Below are 17,234 nucleotides of genomic sequence, written 5' to 3' on the forward strand. Positions count from 1 at the left end.
ATGTGATAAAATTTATCTATTCTCGCTAAAAAACAAGGTTCTTTATTGAGATGCAAATCTCTTTGCCTTTCGCAAAAACTTTTAAGTCTTTACATTTAAAATAGAGAGAATGCCCATATTCAAAGAGCGGGTTCATTTGGGCTGAGTATTTATATAAGCACGTGGTTCTCCGTTCACATTATACTGAAAAAGAGATACTATAGTGCTACTATTTAATCTTATTCTATAACTCAAATTCACACCCATGTTTTGTTGTTTTTGGGGTTGATCTGTATAGATCACATTATATCCATTCCGTTGCAACAGATTGATAAATAAAGGCGTAAAGCTGTCTACTGTATTATTTTTCTTTATAAGAAGTGTGGTTGTAGCTGGTGGTAAAATCCCTTTGTTACCGCTAATAAATTTGTTAGCAACTAATTGTGCCTGACGCTTTGTAAGACTTTGATCAACATAATTTGATGAATAACTGCCTACAGACGCGCAACCAGCCACCACCACAACCGGTGACAGCAATAAATATTTTAACATTGTTATTCCCCTTACTATTGCTAGGCTTTCCTGAGAAGCTCCTATTCCAGAAATAAGAGCAACTTTACGCATAGCTACGTTAACAACATATCGATTTCCAATCAAGCGGCAATTCATTCATGAATAAAGGGTCTTGCTTTAATTGAAAGCTGCTTGAACTGCTTCTTGCAGCGTATATTTTAAATAAACTGCTGCGTTGGGGGATTTTGAGATAAAAGAGCAATCTTTTGCGCTTGCATGTTAAAGATTGCGTCTTTTGGCACCATTATAAAATGATGTGTTAGGTGTCGCTCCAGATCGACCAAATAAATTTTCAAACATTGCTTTTTGAAGGCTACCTTTTTTAAAATATGCATCAGTGTTTATGCTGTTTGCTGTAAAATGCTGTCGTTTGCAATGTTGTGTTGTAAGGTATAAAATTTGCACGTGGGGTGTTTTGATGAGAATGGGTGGTGAATATCTGAGGGGGGAGCATTCTTGCAAGATCCGATGCTTTTGGCCTTATTTTAGCCGGAAGAGCCGCATGGCGTTGTTAGAGTATGGCGTTGTTATTGTTGCTGCTGCCTTCTGTGTTTTGAAGCATCCTTTTGTTTATTCTTTTGATAAAGCCTTTCTGAGAAAAATTTGTGCCTCGCAAAATTTAAGTTTGTTAAGGGCATTTTAAAAAACAGGAAGGAGCTTTATTGCTTCTTTGCGCGCTTCTTCTTGTTGTTTGTTATCCATACCTTGGAGCATTCTTTCAAGATCAGGGGCTTGCATTTTTGCTTCTTTCGCAAGCATATACCATGCTGCTGCCATGATCATATCGCCTTTTGTTCCAATGCCGTCTCGATAAAGTCTTGCAAGAGAAATTTGGGCGGGGGCAATCATATTGCTGGCATTGTGAAGCAGTAAATGAAAAGCACGATCAAAATCTTTGGCTCCTCCACGGCCCTCTATCAGCCATTGTGCTAAATGAAGTTGAGCTTTTAAGTGGTTGTTTTGAGCCGCGACTTCCATGAGCTTGCGAGCATTACGATCATCCTTTGGTCGATTTAACGTGCCTAAGGAAAGAATTTTTGCCGCCGCAAAAGCAGCTTCCGCATCCCCAAGAGCAGCCCCTTTTAAGTGCCATTTTAAGGCTTGCTCGATGGCTTCATTTTCACGGCTTGGAGAAGAAACGCCGGGGAGATTTTGTTTTTCCTGGGAGGCTTTATAAAGAAGCAGTTGTCCATAATAAAAATAAGCTTCCTTAACACCTGCCTTGACAGCTTTTTGAATAAACTGTTCACCAAGTTCTTGATTTTGTTTTACAAAATGACCATCAAACAACATAAGCCCATAGCGAAGTTGCGCTTGGGGCTCCCCTTGTTTTGCGGCGCGTTCAAACCATAAAGCAGCCCGCGCTCCGTCAATAGGAACAGCACATCCTTCCATATAAATTCGGGCAAGAAGCGTTTGCGCAAAAGGATCATTTTTTTCAGCACGTCGAAGAGCTTCTCGAAAAGCTTTTAAATAATAGCCTTGGATGTAATAGTCATAGGCTTGGTCATAGTCTCCAGCTTTTAAGGGTTGAAAAGGTTCTTTTGGGGGGGAAGATTCTTGAATCGTATTGAAAGAGTGTTCAAAATTTGCTGATTTATCAGTGTTGCCAGCAGAATTTACAACAGAACTTGTAAGCCCGACCATTCCTAGGATAAGCAGTTTAACACCTTTCTTGATCATCGATATCTCCTCCTCATTACCGATCAGAATTTTCACATTTTTTTTTCATCATGACAAGCCGTATCAGAACCCCATTGCCTTCTTATTTTTTTATTTCAGTTAAGGGAGGTTTTTAGGTCCCTTTATAAAGATAGCATAAACGTTGATAAGAACCCAGACTGTTTTAAATAGAGCTATTCTCAACACCTTTAAACAAAGATAATGAAAGAATGCCCCAGAGAGGTGACCTTCTCTTATCAATACGCATCACTCTAAAATAAAAAAGCGTCTACCATGAGGCTACTTTTACAAATCCGCAATAAACTGCTTATGAAGAACTGCTGATGAAAAACGTGAAATATTGAGGAGAAGAGAATGTGTAGGCTCTCTAGTGCATATCGCGTTATCAAGAACGTGGTGTGCACGAGTTACATGAGGTTAGCTTCTATTCTCATCAAAGAGTAACTGCAAAATTGCTTTCTGTTTTACTGTTGTTAGCACTCTAAATCTTTTAAGCAGTAGGTATTCTTCTCTACTGGAGATCGCTTCATCATGGTGGTATGGGGGCTGTTGTTTTGGCATGATATCTGCATAAAAAAAGGAAATCGGAACAGTCAAAATATCGGAAATTTCCATTAAACGCCCTGCGCTTACACGATTTAAGCCATTTTCATATTTTTGAATTTGTTGGAAACTGACGCCTAAAGCATCCCCTAAAGTTTTTTGAGACATTTTAAGTATTTTTCGTCTCAAGCGAATTTTTTTGCCGACCAAAAGATCAATATTAAGATTTTGAGATTGCATTGCTCCCCTCCGGTTGCGAGCGCCCTCGCATGAGTATTCCGGGAGTCTAAAACACTGAACTCAAATCAGCTTTTTTGCTTTTAGTGCTGGTAAGCACCTGGACATAGCAAAAACTCCCGGAATTCCGGGATACCCACATAGTGGGATAAATTCATGTTTGAGTTTTCGGGGTTTTAGAGCCCTATTGGTCGCCGCGTATGCGACCAAAACATCTTTTAATGTGTAAAGTAATTTCAGAAAATTGGCAAATAAAAATAGTTTTTTACTTACAAAATTTGTTTTTTGAATGAGAGGCTATTCTCGCCTCTCAATTTCTCTGGAACGATGACCAAAATCATGATCCCAGCTCCCGTGTTTGTTAAGAGGAGTAAAATGATTTCATCCACGGTAATGAATTCACAAGCGGTTTCTTCATCAAAACTTACACAATCATTTGCTGTTTGAAGAAGGGCGGGGCGGTTCTTTTTAGTCTATAGGGTTGTGGTTACAAGACGTGAGTGGGGTGCCCATGTGGTTTGGGGTGTGTGCGCTTTATTTATTTGGGAGTTTTTTCCTTTATAAGAGTCAAATAAAAAAGGAGGCGCTTTACAAGGAGGCGTTTTTACATTTTTCGTGGCAAAGTTGAAGCAGGTGTAAAGGATTGTCGTTCCCCAAAATAACTTCTTCCACCGCAATGAATTCACAGCCCGTCTTTAAGGCTTCGTCAAAATTTGCAAAATCGCTGCCTGCTTGAATAATGGCAGGGATTTCCATAATCTCTGACCACCATGTGGCTAACTGAATATTGCGAGGGTGGGCTTGGGGTTTTTTATCAGCCCCTAATTTGCCAAAGAGAAGATAATCAACCCCTGTTTCTGCTGCAAGCATGGCACTATGGCGATTGCGTAGATTGCCAAAGCCGATGATTTTTTGTTCCTTTTGCTGATTTTTAAAGCTTTCAAGAGCGTTAAGATCATCTTCTATATGCAATCCATCAGCTTTTATGCGTCCAGCAATGCGGCTGTCACCAGCGATAAGAAGAGCGGCGTTATTGTTTTGAATATCTTCTGCGTAAGTTTGAGCCTGTTTTTGTAAAAAAGAGCCATCATCTTTCTGCTGTTCAGAATCGTAAAGGATGACACAGGCAAAAGACTTTGTTTGCAAAATGGGACGCAAAAAGCCGTGTGGAATATTGCGTCGAACATCAAGTGTTAAAACCAATTGAGGAAAAAGAGAAAAGTCAATCGGTTTGTTTTTTTGTTTTGTCATGTCCTATCTCTGATTTTTGTAAAAAATGATTGTTAAAAAGAAACTTGACTCTTAAAAGTTAAAGTTTCATTCTACCTTGTTTGCGATAAGGGTAACCAACATTTTTATGTGACTTCAAAGTTTTGTGACGCGTGGGAGTCCATTTATGAAATACCAAGCCGTTGTTGATCATAAGATGCAACCTTTTCGTCGTGATACACGCATCGATGTTTTTCGTTCTTTAGCCTTATTGACGATTTTTATCAACCATATTCCCGGAACGCTCTATGAGCATATAACTCATAAAAATTTTGGCTTTTCTGATTCTACAGAAGTTTTTGTTTTGCTTTCAGGCATTTCGCTGGGCTTAAGCTTTCATGCGCGGTTAGAGAAGAAGCCTTTTTCCTTCATTGTGCGTAAACTTTGGTACAGGGCTTTGCAGCTCTATGGCGCATATCTTTTTACAACCTTTGTCACGTTAAGCTTGTTTTTAGGAGCCTTTTTCTTATGGCGAACAGAAAAACTGTTAGCGATGAACAATGTGGGGCTTTTTGTCACACAGCCGCTCACGGCATTTTTAAGTACCTTAAGCTTGGGACATCAATTAGGCTATAATAATATTCTGCCGCTTTATATGGTTTTGATGTTTTTTGCGCCTTTTATCCTATATGTGGGGCGTAAACAGACAAAGTGGTTGCTTTTGGGCTCATTTATACTCTATCTTATCTGCGGACTGTATAAAATTGCTCCCCCTTCTTATCCTATAGAGGGAAGGTGGTTTTTGAACCCTTTTTCTTGGCAATTTTTGTTTGTTATAGGCTTGACCAGCACCTTAGCGCTTAAACAAGGAAAAACAATCGCCTTTAAGTCTTTTTGGGTGGTTTGTGCGGCAGGCTATCTCTTGGTGGCACTGTTATGGGTTCGCTTAAATTGGTGGGGCGTTTTGGGTTGGTTGGGCTGGTCGTCCCCATTGGTCAACTTTAATAAAACTTTTTTAAGTTTGCCACGTTTACTCCATGTTCTTGCATTATCCCTCCTCATTTTGTGCTTGCCGCGCGTCAATAAATGGTTTTCTGTTTCAGAACAACATCCTTTAGCAATCTTAGGAAAACATAGTTTACCGGTCTTTGTAACAGGAACTATTTTTGCCATGTTTGGACAAATTATCAAAACAGTGATGACAGGAACGTTTTTTTCCGATAACCTCTTAATGATAACGGGGTTGGCTCTGCAATTTGGAGTCGCTTATTACTATGAAAAACGGCGGTCTTTGCAGGGAGCGTTTTCAAGGAAACTGATCCGTTTATAAGAAAAACGCGGCAGTGCGGTCCTTGTGCGGCTGCGTTAACCTTAGTATAAAAAGCGCATTGCACAAAAAAATTAAAAGAGGTAGTCATTTCAAAAAAAAAGCATTCTATACAGCAACAAAAGAAACTTTTTAGGACTCTGTTCGTTGAATGATATAATTGAGCGGTGTGGTTTTGTGCTGATCCTTGGAGTATAAAAGCGTGAGCGTACATAAACGTCCCTATGATGAACCTATTATCATGATTGAGCATAATGCTTTTGAAAATGCTTTTAATCGTCTCTATGAAGAGACAATGGCGCTGATTGAAAAAACAGCAGCCTATATCGATTCAGAAGGGAAAGCCGTCGCGCGTTCCCTTTCGGCAGAAATTTCTGCACTCTATGCAAAAGAGGCGATGTATTTAAGTACAAGACTGATGCAAATTGCCTCTCAATTGCTTCTTCTTCGGGCAGAACGGGAAGGGGAAATGTCATCAGAACAAATAAAAAAAGAAATCGTAAAAGTTTCCCTTCAGACTCCGTCATTGGAATTTGAAACCCCTCATTGGAACGAACTCCCAGAAATTTTCCGCCAATTTGTTGCTCATTCACTGCGTTTAGAAGCTCGTATAAAATATATGCGTACGGGGTGGGAAGCGGCTGCTTCCAGTACTTTAGAAGATGATAATCCAGTAGGAAAACAAATCGAATTACTCAAAACAGCCTTTGGGCGTTCTTAGAGGATATTCTCTTGGCTTTTGTCTAAGGGGAAATGTCATCAGAACAAATAAAAAAAGAAATCGTAAAAGTTTCCCTTCAGACCCCGTCATTGGAATTTGAAACCCCTCATTGGAACGAACTCCCAGAAATTTTCCGCCAATTTGTTGCTCATTCACTCTGGTTTGAGAGGCTCGTATAAAATATATGCGTGCGGGGTGGGAAGCGGCTGCTTCCAGTACTTTAGAAGATGATAATCCGCTGGCAAAACAAATCGACATTGGTGGGTATAATGTAAAAAGACTCGGTGGCGTATATACCATTCAGAGAGGAGAATTTTTATACTTATGAATGTATGGATCCTCTCTTTGCTCGTTTGAGATGGTTTAATCATTATGACATTGGAGATGCGATAAAAGGGGGAGATGCGATAAAAGGGGGAGATGCGATAAAAGGGGGAGATGCGATAAAAGGGGGAGATGCGATAAAAGGGGGAGATGCGATAAAAGGGGAGTTTTTATATTTTTCTTTTGCTTGTTTGTCAGGTGTGATGGGTTTTGTTTGATGGCATTTTTAAGTCTCATAAAGCTGATGTTTGTTCGGGTGTTATACGGCATAAATCATGACACATGTCCCTCTTTTTATGGATTTTATGTTTTGCTGCTGTTTTCTTTGTGGGCGAACCTTTATTCAAAAGGGGGAAAAGTGTATAAACTGGAGTTTATGGCAGAGACGATTCGTATTATAGGCATTGATCCCGGACTACGGTATACTGGGTGGGGCGTTATCGATCTTGCGGGTAATCGTCTTCAGTTTGTTGCTGCAGGGACAGTTTCTTCCGATGTAAAGTGTGATCTAGCTTCCAGACTCTGTCAGATCCATAAAGGTCTTTCAGAGGTTGTGCATCAATTTATGCCCCATGAAGCTGCGGTGGAACATGTGTTTGTCAACAAAGATGCGACGGCAACTTTAAAACTTGGGCAAGCGCGTGCGATTGCGCTGCTGGTTCCTGCGCAGGCACATTGTCCTGTTTTTGAATATGCACCCAACAAAGTAAAAAAATCGGTTATTGGTGTTGGGCATGGGGCAAAAGAACAAATTCATATGATGGTGAAAGTTTTACTCCCACGGGCTGAATTTAATAGCAATGATGCCGCTGATGCCCTTGCTCTTGCTCTTTGTCACAGCATGCATCGTAAGAGGATTGATCAATCTTATCAGGCAAGGATGGCGATATGATTGGGGTGACAACATGATTGGAAAATTAAAGGGTACGCTTGAACATATCTTTGAAGATTATATCGTTCTTGATGTTCATGGTGTGGGGTATGTTGTTTTTATCTCAAATCGGTTGCGGCCTTCTTTACCCTCTGTTGGGGAGGCGTTAAGTCTCTTTATTGAAACGCATGTTCGGGAAGAGGCAATCCGCCTTTTTGGTTTTGCAACAAGAGCCGAACAGGAGTGGTTTTGTATGCTCCAAAATGTTCCAGGCGTAGGGGCTAAGGTTGCTTTGGCAATCTTGGGGACTTTATCGCCAGATGAACTTGCACAAGCTATTGCTTTAAACGATGGGGCGATGATTAGTCGAGCACCGGGCGTTGGTAAAAAAGTCAGTGAAAGAATTGTGGGTGAGTTGAAAAGTAAAACGCTTCCCTTTGAACAGGCGGTCAAGACTGTTTCAATTCCGCAGTATGAGAGGGCTAATCAACCTGCGCAGGATGCGCTTTCCGCGTTAATGAAGCTAGGATTTGAACGTGAGCAAGCAGCTCGTGCTCTTGCTCTGGCGATGAACACTCTTGAGGGGGAAGCTGTTTCTTCTGCCCTGCTGATCCGCCATAGTCTCAAATTGCTTTCTTCTCCGACTTAAATAAAAGGTAACAATGCATAAAGATGAAGATCAACGCCTTTTAGGGGCTGCGCCCCTTCCCAACGATCCGGATCGTTCTTTAAGACCACAAGTTCTCGATGATTTTATTGGTCAAGAAGCAGCGCGGGCTAATTTAAAAATATTTATTGAAGCTGCAAAAACTCGGCAAGAAGCGCTGGATCACGTTTTGTTTGTAGGACCACCGGGACTGGGAAAAACAACGCTTTCACAGATTATGGCAAAAGAATTAGGGGTTAATTTTCGCTCTACTTCAGGACCGGTCATTGCTAAAGCAGGAGATTTGGCCGCTCTCTTGACCAATCTTGAAGAACGCGATGTCTTGTTTATTGATGAAATTCATCGCTTAAATCCAGCAATTGAGGAAATTCTTTATCCAGCTATGGAAGATTATCAACTCGATTTGATCATTGGAGAGGGGCCGGCAGCACGCTCGGTTAAAATTGATCTGGCTAAATTTACTTTAGTGGCGGCAACCACACGATTGGGGCTTTTAACGACACCGCTCAGAGACCGTTTTGGGATCCCTATTCGTCTTAATTTTTATACGATAGAGGAATTGGAATATATTGTGCAGCGTAATGCGCGGCTTTTTGCTGTCAAGATCAGTGATGATGGTGCCCATGAAATTGCACGTCGAGCACGGGGGACCCCGCGTATCGCTGGACGGCTTTTACGGCGCGTTTGTGATTTTGCTTTGGTAAAACGAGCCCAACAAATTGATCGACAAATCGCTGACGAAGCGCTTTCGCGCCTTGAGGTGGATCATCTGGGGCTTGATCCACTTGACCGGCGTTATTTGCTGCTGATTGCGAAAACTTTTTTAGGGGGGCCGGTGGGCATTGAAACCATTGCTGCTGCTTTATCAGAACCCCGTGATGCTATTGAAGATATCGTTGAACCGTATCTTCTTCAACAAGGCTTTATTCAAAGAACGGCTCGTGGCCGCATTCTTACGGAAAAGGCGTGGAGCCATTTAGGATTTGCTGCACCTGATTCAACGTCGATACAAAAGCGTGCTCAACTTTCTGATGCTCAAGATAATGCATCACTTCAGACAACTTTATGGGATGGGGAAGATGACTGAGGCATCTTTTTTAACAAAAACTGTGCGGATGATTTATCGCAAGCTCTTATAAGGACAAGAAGAACGCCTTTGGTCCTTGTGTTCTGACTGAAAAGGTTTAGAACCATGGAGGATTGTGTGCTTTTTCTTTTCACAACTTCAACACAAAAATATGTTCAATCTTTTGATTGATAAACAATTTTCTAACTTAAATGATTTTATGGGACATGAAGTCAATGACAGAAGTAATGCCTTTCAAGAGCAATCATAACAATGCTTTTCATAATTTTCAGGTGCGCGTTTATGTGGCTGATACAGATTTTTCCGGTGTGGTTTATCATGCGCGTTATCTGGAATTTTTTGAACGGGGACGTTCAGAGTTTTTACGGGATACCGGTTTTAATAATAAAATGTTAGCAGCAGGGAGGGAGGGGGAAAAACTGTTTTTTGTTGTGCGTCATATGGAAATTAGTTTTTTGCGACCAGCCCAAATTGATCATCTTTTAGTCGTTAAAACACGTGTTAATCATATCCAAGGGGCACGCTTTTTTATGGAGCAATCGATTGTGCATGAGGCGACCACGTTGGTAACCGCGAAAGTTGAAATTGCTCTGATTAATGAAGAAGCAAAACCGCGACGTTTACCCAAAGAGCTGTTTGCAAAAATGCTTGGTTAAAACTCTTGGATGTTGGATATACAACATTTTGATTAATAAAGATAATATGGCGTTATTCAATTTCAATGAGAGCCGTGGGTGGTATAAAATTTTCTCATTTCAAATTCTTTTGTGAATTCATTAAAATCATTTTCTTGCATATCACATTTTTTCTTGTTACAGGCAGGGTTGATAGGTGGATATAAAAAGGATTGAGAAAGGCATAAAATGCCTTTTATAAAGCTTTTTAAGTGCCAAGACTGATCGCAATTTTGAGCTGGAAACGGCTTATCTTATCATGCCGTAAAACACTGCTTTGGGGACGTTGATCGTTGGGTAATGTAAATGTAAGGGGCTTCATGTGAAAGTAGGGGGTGAATATTTTAGGGAAAGATTTGCGGGCTGGGGAACACTCTTCTTTGAGAGACAGTGATAATTCTATGAAATAATCAGCTGAGAAATCCGCTAGCACCAGAAGTCAGCGTGTTGATAGACCAGTGTTTATAGAATGGTGCGGGGATAGTTTCATTTGCTGATTTTTATCAAGATGGAAAAGTGTAAAAACGTGGATCTGTAAAAATGAAATAAAGGATTGGAGCTTTGTGCGTGCTTTTGCCTAATTTGAAATTAACCACCAAATTGCCTTTTGTTTTTTAGGGTGGAGTTCTCTAAAATTTTTTACAAGAGTGTGTTCTTTTTCGCTATAGATTTCTTGATCATCGTGTGAGGGATATTCTTTTGTGAGGTTATCTTCTTTTGTAGCAATAATATCCGCGTAAAAAAAGCTCATTGGAACTTTCAGTAGATTAGCAATTTCTAGCAAACGTCCTGCGCTTACACGGTTTAACCCTTTTTCGTATTTTTGGATTTGTTGGAAACTAACACCTAAAGAATTTCCTAATTCTTTTTGAGAAAGCTTCATTGATATTCTTCTATGACGAATTCTTTTGCCGATAGAAATATCGTTAAAATATGAATTTTTGGTTTGCATGTTAAGCCCCCGCCGGTTGCGAGCGCCCTCGCATTATTGGTATTCCGGGAGTTAAAGGTACTGAGCTCTAGTCAGCTTTTTGCTTTTAGTGCTTTTGGCACCTGGACATAGCAAAAGCTCCCGGAATCCCGGGACACCCACAACAGTGGGTTTATTTGTACGCTAGAGCTTAGGACCTTTAATCCCTCTTGATCGGTGCGTAGACGATCAAAATATTTTTTAATTGATAAAGTACTTTAAGGAGCTTGGCAAGAAAAATTAAAGCATTGGCTCTTCTATGATATTGTAAAATAGCGCTATTTGAGAGGTGGGAATCTGAAGTCAACGAGAGGGAATTTGCTTTAAGGAAAACTGACGTGTTGATAGATTATTGTTTGCAAAGTGGTGCGAGGTTAGAAACTTTGTCTTTTGCAGTGCGGGGGGGAAGTCAAGATGGTTTAGCGTTCTTTTCATAAACGGAAAGAAGGGGGATTTGGTTTCATGCTTTATAGGTATTGATGGAGGAGGAGGCTTTATGGTTATCTTGTCGTTAATGCCTTTGTGAAAGAGGGGGGAGGTGTCTTGAGAGATGTCTTTAATGATCACTTTTTAAAGAAATTTAAGAAACAGGTCTTGTTTTAGTGCATGGATTTATGTGAAACTGAAATTTTTTACTTAAATTTAGAAACTATAAAACAATCTGTTTTATAAAATTTTAAGAAGTGCACCTTTCATTTAGAGGGACAAAAATTATGCCGCATGGTGAACTAATGAATCCGGAAACAATGGGAATGTTGCATTTGTTTATGCAAGCAAGTCTCGTCGTTAAAGTTGTTATGGTTGGGTTGCTGCTTGCTTCCGTCTGGAGTTGGGCCATTATTTTTGATAAAATTTTTACGTACCGGAGAATACGGCGTGAAATCAAGCAATTTGAACGGACATTTTGGTCTGGCAAAGCGCTAGAGGATCTTTATGTCGCCTGTAAAAGTCACCGTACCAATAGCATATCTGCTGTTTTTATGGCAGCAATGGCTGAATGGAAAAAATCTCTTGAAAAAGGGACCCATACTTCGATCAGTTTGCAGAGCAGAATTGATAAGGCAATGGATCTAACACTGGGACGTGAAAGTGAAAAAATAGAATCAAAATTAAGTTTTCTTGCAACACTGGGATCTGCAGGACCCTTTATTGGCCTTTTTGGAACAGTGATTGGTATTATGGAGTCCTTTCTTTCTATTTCTGCTTCTCAAAATACATCTCTTGCCATTGTCGCACCAGGGATTGCAGAAGCACTTTTGGCAACGGCTATTGGTTTGTTTGCAGCAATTCCAGCCGTTATTGCCTACAATAAATTGACCCATGAAAGTGCGCGCATCATTGCTCAAATAGAAAATTTTGCCGATGAATTTTCAACAATTGTCTCACGGCGTATTGATGAAACACGTACAGCACCTTCCCCTTTATAAAAAGGAGCTTATCTCATGGGAATTTCTGTTTCTTCTTCTCAAAAAAATACACGGAGGCGGCATCATTCACGAAGCCAGCTGATGAGTGAGATTAATGTCACCCCTTTTGTGGATGTCATGCTGGTGTTGCTTATTATTTTTATGGTCTCTGCTCCCCTTTTGGTGAACGGTGTTCCTTTGGATTTGCCACGCAGTCAAGCGGGGCCCGTCCGCGCACAAAAGACACCCCTTACGGTTTCACTGGATGCGCAAGGGCGCTTTGCCATTCATCAAGATTATTATGAAACGTCACAAGCGTTGATTGCACAGCTTAAAGCTCTTCTGGAAGCCGATCCTACACAAAAAGATCAACGGGTTTTTGTGCGGGTTGCTAAAACTGTTGAATATCAACAAGTCTTAAAATTGCTTGCAGACATTCAAAAGGCGGGGTTTTCTCAAGTTGCGCTAGCAAGTCTAGCACAATAAATAACGGACAATCATATTGTCAATAACTTATTGTTTTTAAATGTTTTTAAAGAGAATAGCGTGATTAAAAGTGAAAAAATACAAGGTATTAATTAAGGCATAAAGAATGAACAAAGACTCTTATCATAGCATGAAACGAGGCTTGGCTTTATCCCTTGTGATCCATGTTATTTTTCTCAGTTGGGGCGCCGTTCAGTTTACAAACTCTGTTTCTTTGCCACAACCCTTGGAAGCAATTCCCATTACTCTTGCGCCTTTGATGGAAGAATTTTCCTCTCAACAAGGCGCTGTGAAAGCGCCACTCCATGCAATCCCTGCTGTTAAACCAACGACTTACCCCCAAGAGCAAGAAGATGCTCGCCATATTGGAGAAGGACAACGAGATAGTCTTGCACCTTTTCAACCAAAGGAAAAGCCGCGTCCCGTTGAGACAACACCGCCGCCGCCAAGCAATCCCTCAGAACTATCCAAACTTACAGAACCAGTTGAAGTAAAAACAGAGGAAATTTCAAAAGCAGCGGAGGAAATTCCCAAGCTTGTCTCTGAGATGCCTGTAGAAACATCGGAGGCTCCCCCCAAACTTGCGCCTGAGATGCCTGTAGAAACATCGGAGGCTCCTCCCAAGCTTGCGCCTGAGATGCCTGTAGAAACATCGGAGGCTCCCCCCAAGCTTGTTCCTGAGATGCCTGTAGAAACATCGGAGGCTCCCCCCAAGCTTGTCCCTGAGATGCCTGTAGAAACATCGGAGGCTTCTCCCAAGCTCGCACCTGAGATATCATCTGTAGAAACACCGGAGGAAGCGTCTAAGACTGTGCCTGAGCCTGCGCACAAAAATGAAGAGAGGATATTGCCAAAAGAATTGGCTCCAACAGTGCAAAAGGCACTAGCCGAGCAGGTTGTTCAGCAAGTGCCTAAAATTGCACTTCCAGAAAAACCTCTTCTTCCGCAGTTTAAACCAAAATTTAATGAAAAATTTCCAATGAAGAATGAGGCTGCATTGAAGCAAAAGACGTCAAAGTTTAACAAGAAAAATCAAGAGAAACAGACCATTGAAGATATTTTAGCGCTGGAAGAAAATAATTTGCTCAATCGTGTGCGCTCACAAGGAGGGGGAGCAAAACGTTCTCATACACCAGAAGCAATGGGGGCAAGAAAAAATATCAATGATACCACAAAAATGGCACAAACATTGGTCAACATTGCAGGGGGATGCATTCAACAGAAGCTTAAACTTGTGGCACTTGGTGGCGATTTAAAAAACCGTCCCATCGTGCGGTTGCGTTTTTACTTAGATCGTGAAGGGATGGTTATGGGGGATCCTATCATTGATCCCGTAAGCGGTCTTGAGAGTCAACAAGCGATTATGATAAGGCAGGTCTATGCCGCTGTCTTTTCATGCCAACCTTATGCAGATCTTCCCCGTGATCAATATGGCCTGTGGGGGCAGGGTTTTGACTTTAATGTTGACCCTCTCCAAGAAATAAGATGATAAATAAGAGACAATAAATTCGCTTAATGAAAGGACACATTCCATGAGGACTATAACAAGACATAAAGTTTTTACGTGGTTTATTGTCACTTGTGGTTTGTGGCTTTCAAGTTTCTCATCGGCTTATGCGCAATTGAAAGGAACGATTTCCAGCGCTGATTTTAATCCCATTCCCATTGCAATTACAGATTTTATCTCCAATGATTCGATCGGGTTGAAAATATCTGCTGTGGTAACAGCCGATCTTGAACGGTCGGGGCTTTTTTTACCACTTGATAAGGAACATTTTTTTGAAAAAATTTCTAATCCGAATAAACAACCGCATTTTGCTTCGTGGCAGAAAATAAAAGCACAAGGTTTGGTGATGGGGCAAGTCATGAGAGAAAGCGACGGACGTTTGAGAGTCGATTTTCGTCTATGGGATGTTTTTGGACAGCGACAATTGAAAGGACGGCGTTTTTATACCGCGACAGAACGTTGGCGGCGTGTGGCCCATATGATCGCTGATGAGATCTACAGTGAAATGACAGGAGAAAGTGGCTATTTTGATACAAGAATTGTTTTTATCGATGAAACAGGTCCGCAAAATGCACGCATTAAACGTTTAGCAATGATGGATCAAGATGGTGCAAATTTGATTTATATGTCTGATGGAAGTGAATTGGTGCTTACACCGCGTTTTTCACCCAAAAGGCAAGAAATCACCTATATGGCTTATGAGGATAATCAAATCCCTCATGTCTATCTCCAGCAAATTGAAATGGGGCAAAGAGAATTGATTGGAACGTTTCATAACATGACAATTGCTCCGCGTTTTTCTTCTGATGGACAAAAAGTCATCATGAGTTTATTGCAAAATGATGGAAGTGCAAATCTTTACACCATGGATTTGCGGACCCGTACAATGACGCGATTGACAACAACTTCTGCCATTGATACCTCTGCTTCTTATTCACCAGATGGAAAGCAAATCGTCTTTTCCTCAGACCGTAGCGGAAAGCCGCAAATTTATAAAATGAATGCGGATGGCAGTGATATTCAGCGTATTTCTTTAAACGAGGGGAGTTATTCGACACCCATTTGGTCGCCACGGGGTGATTATATCGCCTTTACAAAACAATTAAACGGACAATTTTCTATCGGTGTTATGCGCCCTGATGGACAAGGAGAACGTATTTTAACCACAGGGTTTCACAATGAAGGACCGACTTGGGCTCCCAATGGTCGTGTGTTGATGTTCTTTCGTAAAAACCCCGGTATGGGACCCAAAATCTATACCATTGACATTACAGGACACAATGAACGCCTACTCCCCACACCCAATGATGCTTCTGATCCCGCATGGTCGCCATTGCTCAATATACAGTAAAACAAAATGCTTGATAAAAAGATAAAAACAGAGAAAGTATAGAGTCTACACAATCTCAAAGGTCTTTAACCAGTTAAAAGAACGCACTTGTGAGAGGGGGCATGGGGGCTATCAATTTCATCCAGCATCGGGGCTGTCGTTTATCGATAGTCGAATCTTCTTGAGACGAAAATATTTAAAAAAAAACAATTTCTTGAAAAAATAGAGCTGTTTTGGGGGGAGATTGCCTTTATTCTTCAAACTGTTGCTATAGATCTTTTTGACTTCCTTTCTGATCTGGTTTGCTTAAAGACCAGAGGGTTGTCAAGCAGGTTTTCTCTGCTTTCCCCTGATGTGTCTTCCTTCTTCAATAAGGCAAAACAACTTTATAAATCAATATGATAAGCTGTGTTTTCTTAAGTTTCAAGTAAATTTCATGGGTGAGAAGAAGAACGTGTCTTTAAGAAAATCCGAATGGTTTACAGACCAGAACATCTTCATCCCTTGAGGGGAGGAAAGAAAGGAGAAGCTTAAACAGTAAAGAAAGAGGCGCTAGAGGGAGCTTTCTTAGACTATAGGTAAATATATAAGAAAAGCGTGAGACGATAGAGTGTTGTATGTTTTTATCATCAAAACAGTTTGCGTGTTCAAGGGCGTTAAAGGGGAGACTTGCTTTGCGCTTTCTTTTTTCTTCAATCCGCTTTTGGGGCCATTGGTTCTATTTTTTGCAATTGATTGATTGTGGTTTTTTGGGGCTTTATAAATGATTGACCCCGCTTTTTACGCGGGGCTTTTATATTTATGACCAACGAGGAAAGATGATAGTTTTTTTCGTTCCTCATCGGTGAAAAGAGGGGCCAATAATGGGCATTATACGGACAGTTTTGCCAAAATCTCATCGCTGACATCAAAGTTAGCATAAACATTTTGCACATCATCATCTTCTTCTAAGGTTGAAATCAGTCGTAAAACGGATAAAGCTTTTTCTTCATCTATGGGAGCAAGAGTGGTGGCTTTCCAAATTGTTTTAATCGATTCTGCTTCACCAAGTTTTGCTTCAAGTGTTTTTGAAACTTCACCAATATCTTCAAATGCGCAGGTAATATGATGTCCGGTTTCTTCGGATTGTACATCTTCAGCACCAGCTTCAATTGCTGCATCCATGATGTTGTCTGCTGTTCCTGCTTCTGGTTTATAGATTATTTCCCCAATCCGATTAAACATGAAACTGACCGATCCTGTTTCGCCTAAGGCTCCTCCTGATTTGGTGAAGGCGGCGCGCACGTTTGAAGCGGTGCGGTTACGGTTATCAGTTAAAGCTTCAACAATGACGGCCACACCACCTGGTCCATACCCTTCATAGCGGACTTCATCATAATTTTCGACATCGGCTCCTGACGCTTTTTTAATCGCGCGCTCAATATTATCTTTCGGCATTGACTGTGCTTTGGCATTTTGGACAGCCAACCTTAAACGTGGATTCATGGCTGGATCAGGAGCACCTTGTTTTGCTGCTACGGTAATTTCGCGCGCAAGCTTAGAAAATATTTTCGAGCGCATTGCATCTTGACGCCCTTTACGGTGCATAATATTTTTAAATTGTGAATGGCCTGCCATAGTTTTCCTTCCTGTTTGAGGGC

General features: G+C 41.0%; 18 protein-coding genes. 12 read left to right on the forward strand and 6 right to left on the reverse strand.

What is annotated here, in order from left to right:
• Positions 1-132: 132 nt before the first annotated feature.
• Positions 133-531, reverse strand: coding sequence for a hypothetical protein (locus PVV70_RS05015; RefSeq protein WP_273758229.1), 399 nt, complete (start codon positions 529-531; stop codon positions 133-135).
• Positions 532-976: 445 nt separating this feature from the next.
• Between PVV70_RS05015 and PVV70_RS05020 the strand changes: the two genes are divergently transcribed.
• Positions 977-1,195 (forward strand): hypothetical protein, encoded by a 219-nt coding sequence (locus PVV70_RS05020; RefSeq protein WP_273758196.1) that lies wholly within the window; start codon positions 977-979, stop codon positions 1,193-1,195.
• On the opposite strand, the gene PVV70_RS05025 is transcribed toward PVV70_RS05020, so the two are convergent.
• The 3 genes from PVV70_RS05025 to PVV70_RS05035 all read right to left on the reverse strand — a co-directional run bounded on the left by PVV70_RS05025 (position 1,192) and on the right by PVV70_RS05035 (position 4,266).
• Positions 1,192-2,235, reverse strand: coding sequence for a tetratricopeptide repeat protein (locus tag PVV70_RS05025; protein ID WP_273758197.1), 1,044 nt, complete (start codon positions 2,233-2,235; stop codon positions 1,192-1,194). The two genes, PVV70_RS05020 and PVV70_RS05025, sit on opposite strands and share 4 nt — an antisense overlap.
• A 417-nt stretch (positions 2,236-2,652) precedes the next feature.
• The gene (locus PVV70_RS05030; RefSeq protein ID WP_273758199.1) at positions 2,653-3,018 is read right to left on the reverse strand and encodes a helix-turn-helix domain-containing protein; all 366 of its coding nucleotides are present in this window, start codon (positions 3,016-3,018) and stop codon (positions 2,653-2,655) included.
• 585 nt (positions 3,019-3,603) lie between these two features.
• Positions 3,604-4,266, reverse strand: a complete 663-nt coding sequence (locus tag PVV70_RS05035) for a thiamine phosphate synthase (RefSeq protein ID WP_273758200.1) — start codon at positions 4,264-4,266, stop codon at positions 3,604-3,606.
• A 145-nt stretch (positions 4,267-4,411) separates the two neighbouring features.
• Here PVV70_RS05035 and PVV70_RS05040 point away from each other — a divergent pair, with 145 nt between their 5' ends.
• The 7 genes from PVV70_RS05040 to ybgC all read left to right on the forward strand — a co-directional run bounded on the left by PVV70_RS05040 (position 4,412) and on the right by ybgC (position 9,877).
• Positions 4,412-5,554 (forward strand): OpgC family protein, encoded by a 1,143-nt coding sequence (locus tag PVV70_RS05040; RefSeq protein WP_273758201.1) that lies wholly within the window; start codon positions 4,412-4,414, stop codon positions 5,552-5,554.
• Between the two features lie 199 nt (positions 5,555-5,753).
• Entirely contained in the window at positions 5,754-6,272 is a 519-nt protein-coding gene (locus PVV70_RS05045) for a DUF1465 family protein (protein WP_273758202.1), read from the forward strand.
• 284 nt (positions 6,273-6,556) lie between these two features.
• Complete coding sequence (locus PVV70_RS05050; RefSeq protein WP_273758203.1) at positions 6,557-6,814, forward strand: hypothetical protein; 258 nt, start codon at positions 6,557-6,559, stop codon at positions 6,812-6,814.
• A 158-nt stretch (positions 6,815-6,972) separates the two neighbouring features.
• Positions 6,973-7,488 carry a crossover junction endodeoxyribonuclease RuvC gene (ruvC, locus tag PVV70_RS05055; protein WP_273758230.1) on the forward strand — a complete coding sequence of 172 codons (516 nt, stop codon included), beginning with the start codon at positions 6,973-6,975 and terminating at the stop codon, positions 7,486-7,488.
• 13 nt (positions 7,489-7,501) lie between these two features.
• Positions 7,502-8,116, forward strand: a complete 615-nt coding sequence (ruvA, locus tag PVV70_RS05060) for a Holliday junction branch migration protein RuvA (protein ID WP_273758204.1) — start codon at positions 7,502-7,504, stop codon at positions 8,114-8,116.
• 13 nt (positions 8,117-8,129) lie between these two features.
• The gene (ruvB, locus tag PVV70_RS05065) at positions 8,130-9,221 is read left to right on the forward strand and encodes a Holliday junction branch migration DNA helicase RuvB (RefSeq protein ID WP_273758205.1); all 1,092 of its coding nucleotides are present in this window, start codon (positions 8,130-8,132) and stop codon (positions 9,219-9,221) included.
• A 215-nt stretch (positions 9,222-9,436) separates the two neighbouring features.
• Positions 9,437-9,877, forward strand: coding sequence for a tol-pal system-associated acyl-CoA thioesterase (gene ybgC / locus PVV70_RS05070; RefSeq protein ID WP_273758206.1), 441 nt, complete (start codon positions 9,437-9,439; stop codon positions 9,875-9,877).
• Between the two features lie 595 nt (positions 9,878-10,472).
• Here ybgC and PVV70_RS05075 read toward each other — a convergent pair.
• Complete coding sequence (locus PVV70_RS05075) at positions 10,473-10,847, reverse strand: helix-turn-helix domain-containing protein (protein WP_273758207.1); 375 nt, start codon at positions 10,845-10,847, stop codon at positions 10,473-10,475.
• Positions 10,848-11,578: 731 nt separating this feature from the next.
• Between PVV70_RS05075 and tolQ the strand changes: the two genes are divergently transcribed.
• From tolQ to tolB, 4 genes are all read left to right on the forward strand, one after another.
• The gene (gene tolQ / locus PVV70_RS05080; RefSeq protein ID WP_273758208.1) at positions 11,579-12,292 is read left to right on the forward strand and encodes a protein TolQ; all 714 of its coding nucleotides are present in this window, start codon (positions 11,579-11,581) and stop codon (positions 12,290-12,292) included.
• Between the two features lie 15 nt (positions 12,293-12,307).
• Complete coding sequence (tolR, locus tag PVV70_RS05085) at positions 12,308-12,757, forward strand: protein TolR (protein ID WP_273758209.1); 450 nt, start codon at positions 12,308-12,310, stop codon at positions 12,755-12,757.
• A gap of 106 nt (positions 12,758-12,863) precedes the next feature.
• On the forward strand, positions 12,864-14,246 hold the full coding sequence (locus tag PVV70_RS05090; protein ID WP_273758210.1) for a cell envelope biogenesis protein TolA: 1,383 nt from the start codon (positions 12,864-12,866) through the stop codon (positions 14,244-14,246).
• 43 nt (positions 14,247-14,289) lie between these two features.
• Complete coding sequence (gene tolB, locus PVV70_RS05095; RefSeq protein WP_273758211.1) at positions 14,290-15,615, forward strand: Tol-Pal system beta propeller repeat protein TolB; 1,326 nt, start codon at positions 14,290-14,292, stop codon at positions 15,613-15,615.
• Positions 15,616-16,464: 849 nt separating this feature from the next.
• Here the strand turns inward: tolB and PVV70_RS05100 are convergent.
• Positions 16,465-17,211: a YebC/PmpR family DNA-binding transcriptional regulator gene (locus PVV70_RS05100; protein WP_254492472.1), complete on the reverse strand. Its 747-nt coding sequence runs from the start codon at positions 17,209-17,211 to the stop codon at positions 16,465-16,467.
• Positions 17,212-17,234: the final 23 nt, after the last annotated feature.

The sequence above is a fragment of the Bartonella sp. AU55XJBT genome, assembly GCF_028618525.1.

Coding starts and splice junctions, on each gene's coding strand:
- ruvB (WP_273758205.1), top strand. CDS start 8,130: ATGCATAAAGATGAAGATCAACGCCTTTTAGGGGCTGCGCCCCTTCCC.
- PVV70_RS05075 (WP_273758207.1), bottom strand. CDS start 10,847: ATGCAAACCAAAAATTCATATTTTAACGATATTTCTATCGGCAAAAGA.
- PVV70_RS05090 (WP_273758210.1), top strand. CDS start 12,864: ATGAACAAAGACTCTTATCATAGCATGAAACGAGGCTTGGCTTTATCC.
- tolR (WP_273758209.1), top strand. CDS start 12,308: ATGGGAATTTCTGTTTCTTCTTCTCAAAAAAATACACGGAGGCGGCAT.
- ruvC (WP_273758230.1), top strand. CDS start 6,973: ATGGCAGAGACGATTCGTATTATAGGCATTGATCCCGGACTACGGTAT.
- PVV70_RS05040 (WP_273758201.1), top strand. CDS start 4,412: ATGAAATACCAAGCCGTTGTTGATCATAAGATGCAACCTTTTCGTCGT.
- tolB (WP_273758211.1), top strand. CDS start 14,290: ATGAGGACTATAACAAGACATAAAGTTTTTACGTGGTTTATTGTCACT.
- PVV70_RS05035 (WP_273758200.1), bottom strand. CDS start 4,266: ATGACAAAACAAAAAAACAAACCGATTGACTTTTCTCTTTTTCCTCAA.
- PVV70_RS05025 (WP_273758197.1), bottom strand. CDS start 2,235: ATGATCAAGAAAGGTGTTAAACTGCTTATCCTAGGAATGGTCGGGCTT.
- ybgC (WP_273758206.1), top strand. CDS start 9,437: ATGACAGAAGTAATGCCTTTCAAGAGCAATCATAACAATGCTTTTCAT.
- ruvA (WP_273758204.1), top strand. CDS start 7,502: ATGATTGGAAAATTAAAGGGTACGCTTGAACATATCTTTGAAGATTAT.
- PVV70_RS05100 (WP_254492472.1), bottom strand. CDS start 17,211: ATGGCAGGCCATTCACAATTTAAAAATATTATGCACCGTAAAGGGCGT.
- PVV70_RS05030 (WP_273758199.1), bottom strand. CDS start 3,018: ATGCAATCTCAAAATCTTAATATTGATCTTTTGGTCGGCAAAAAAATT.
- PVV70_RS05020 (WP_273758196.1), top strand. CDS start 977: ATGGGTGGTGAATATCTGAGGGGGGAGCATTCTTGCAAGATCCGATGC.
- PVV70_RS05015 (WP_273758229.1), bottom strand. CDS start 531: ATGTTAAAATATTTATTGCTGTCACCGGTTGTGGTGGTGGCTGGTTGC.
- tolQ (WP_273758208.1), top strand. CDS start 11,579: ATGCCGCATGGTGAACTAATGAATCCGGAAACAATGGGAATGTTGCAT.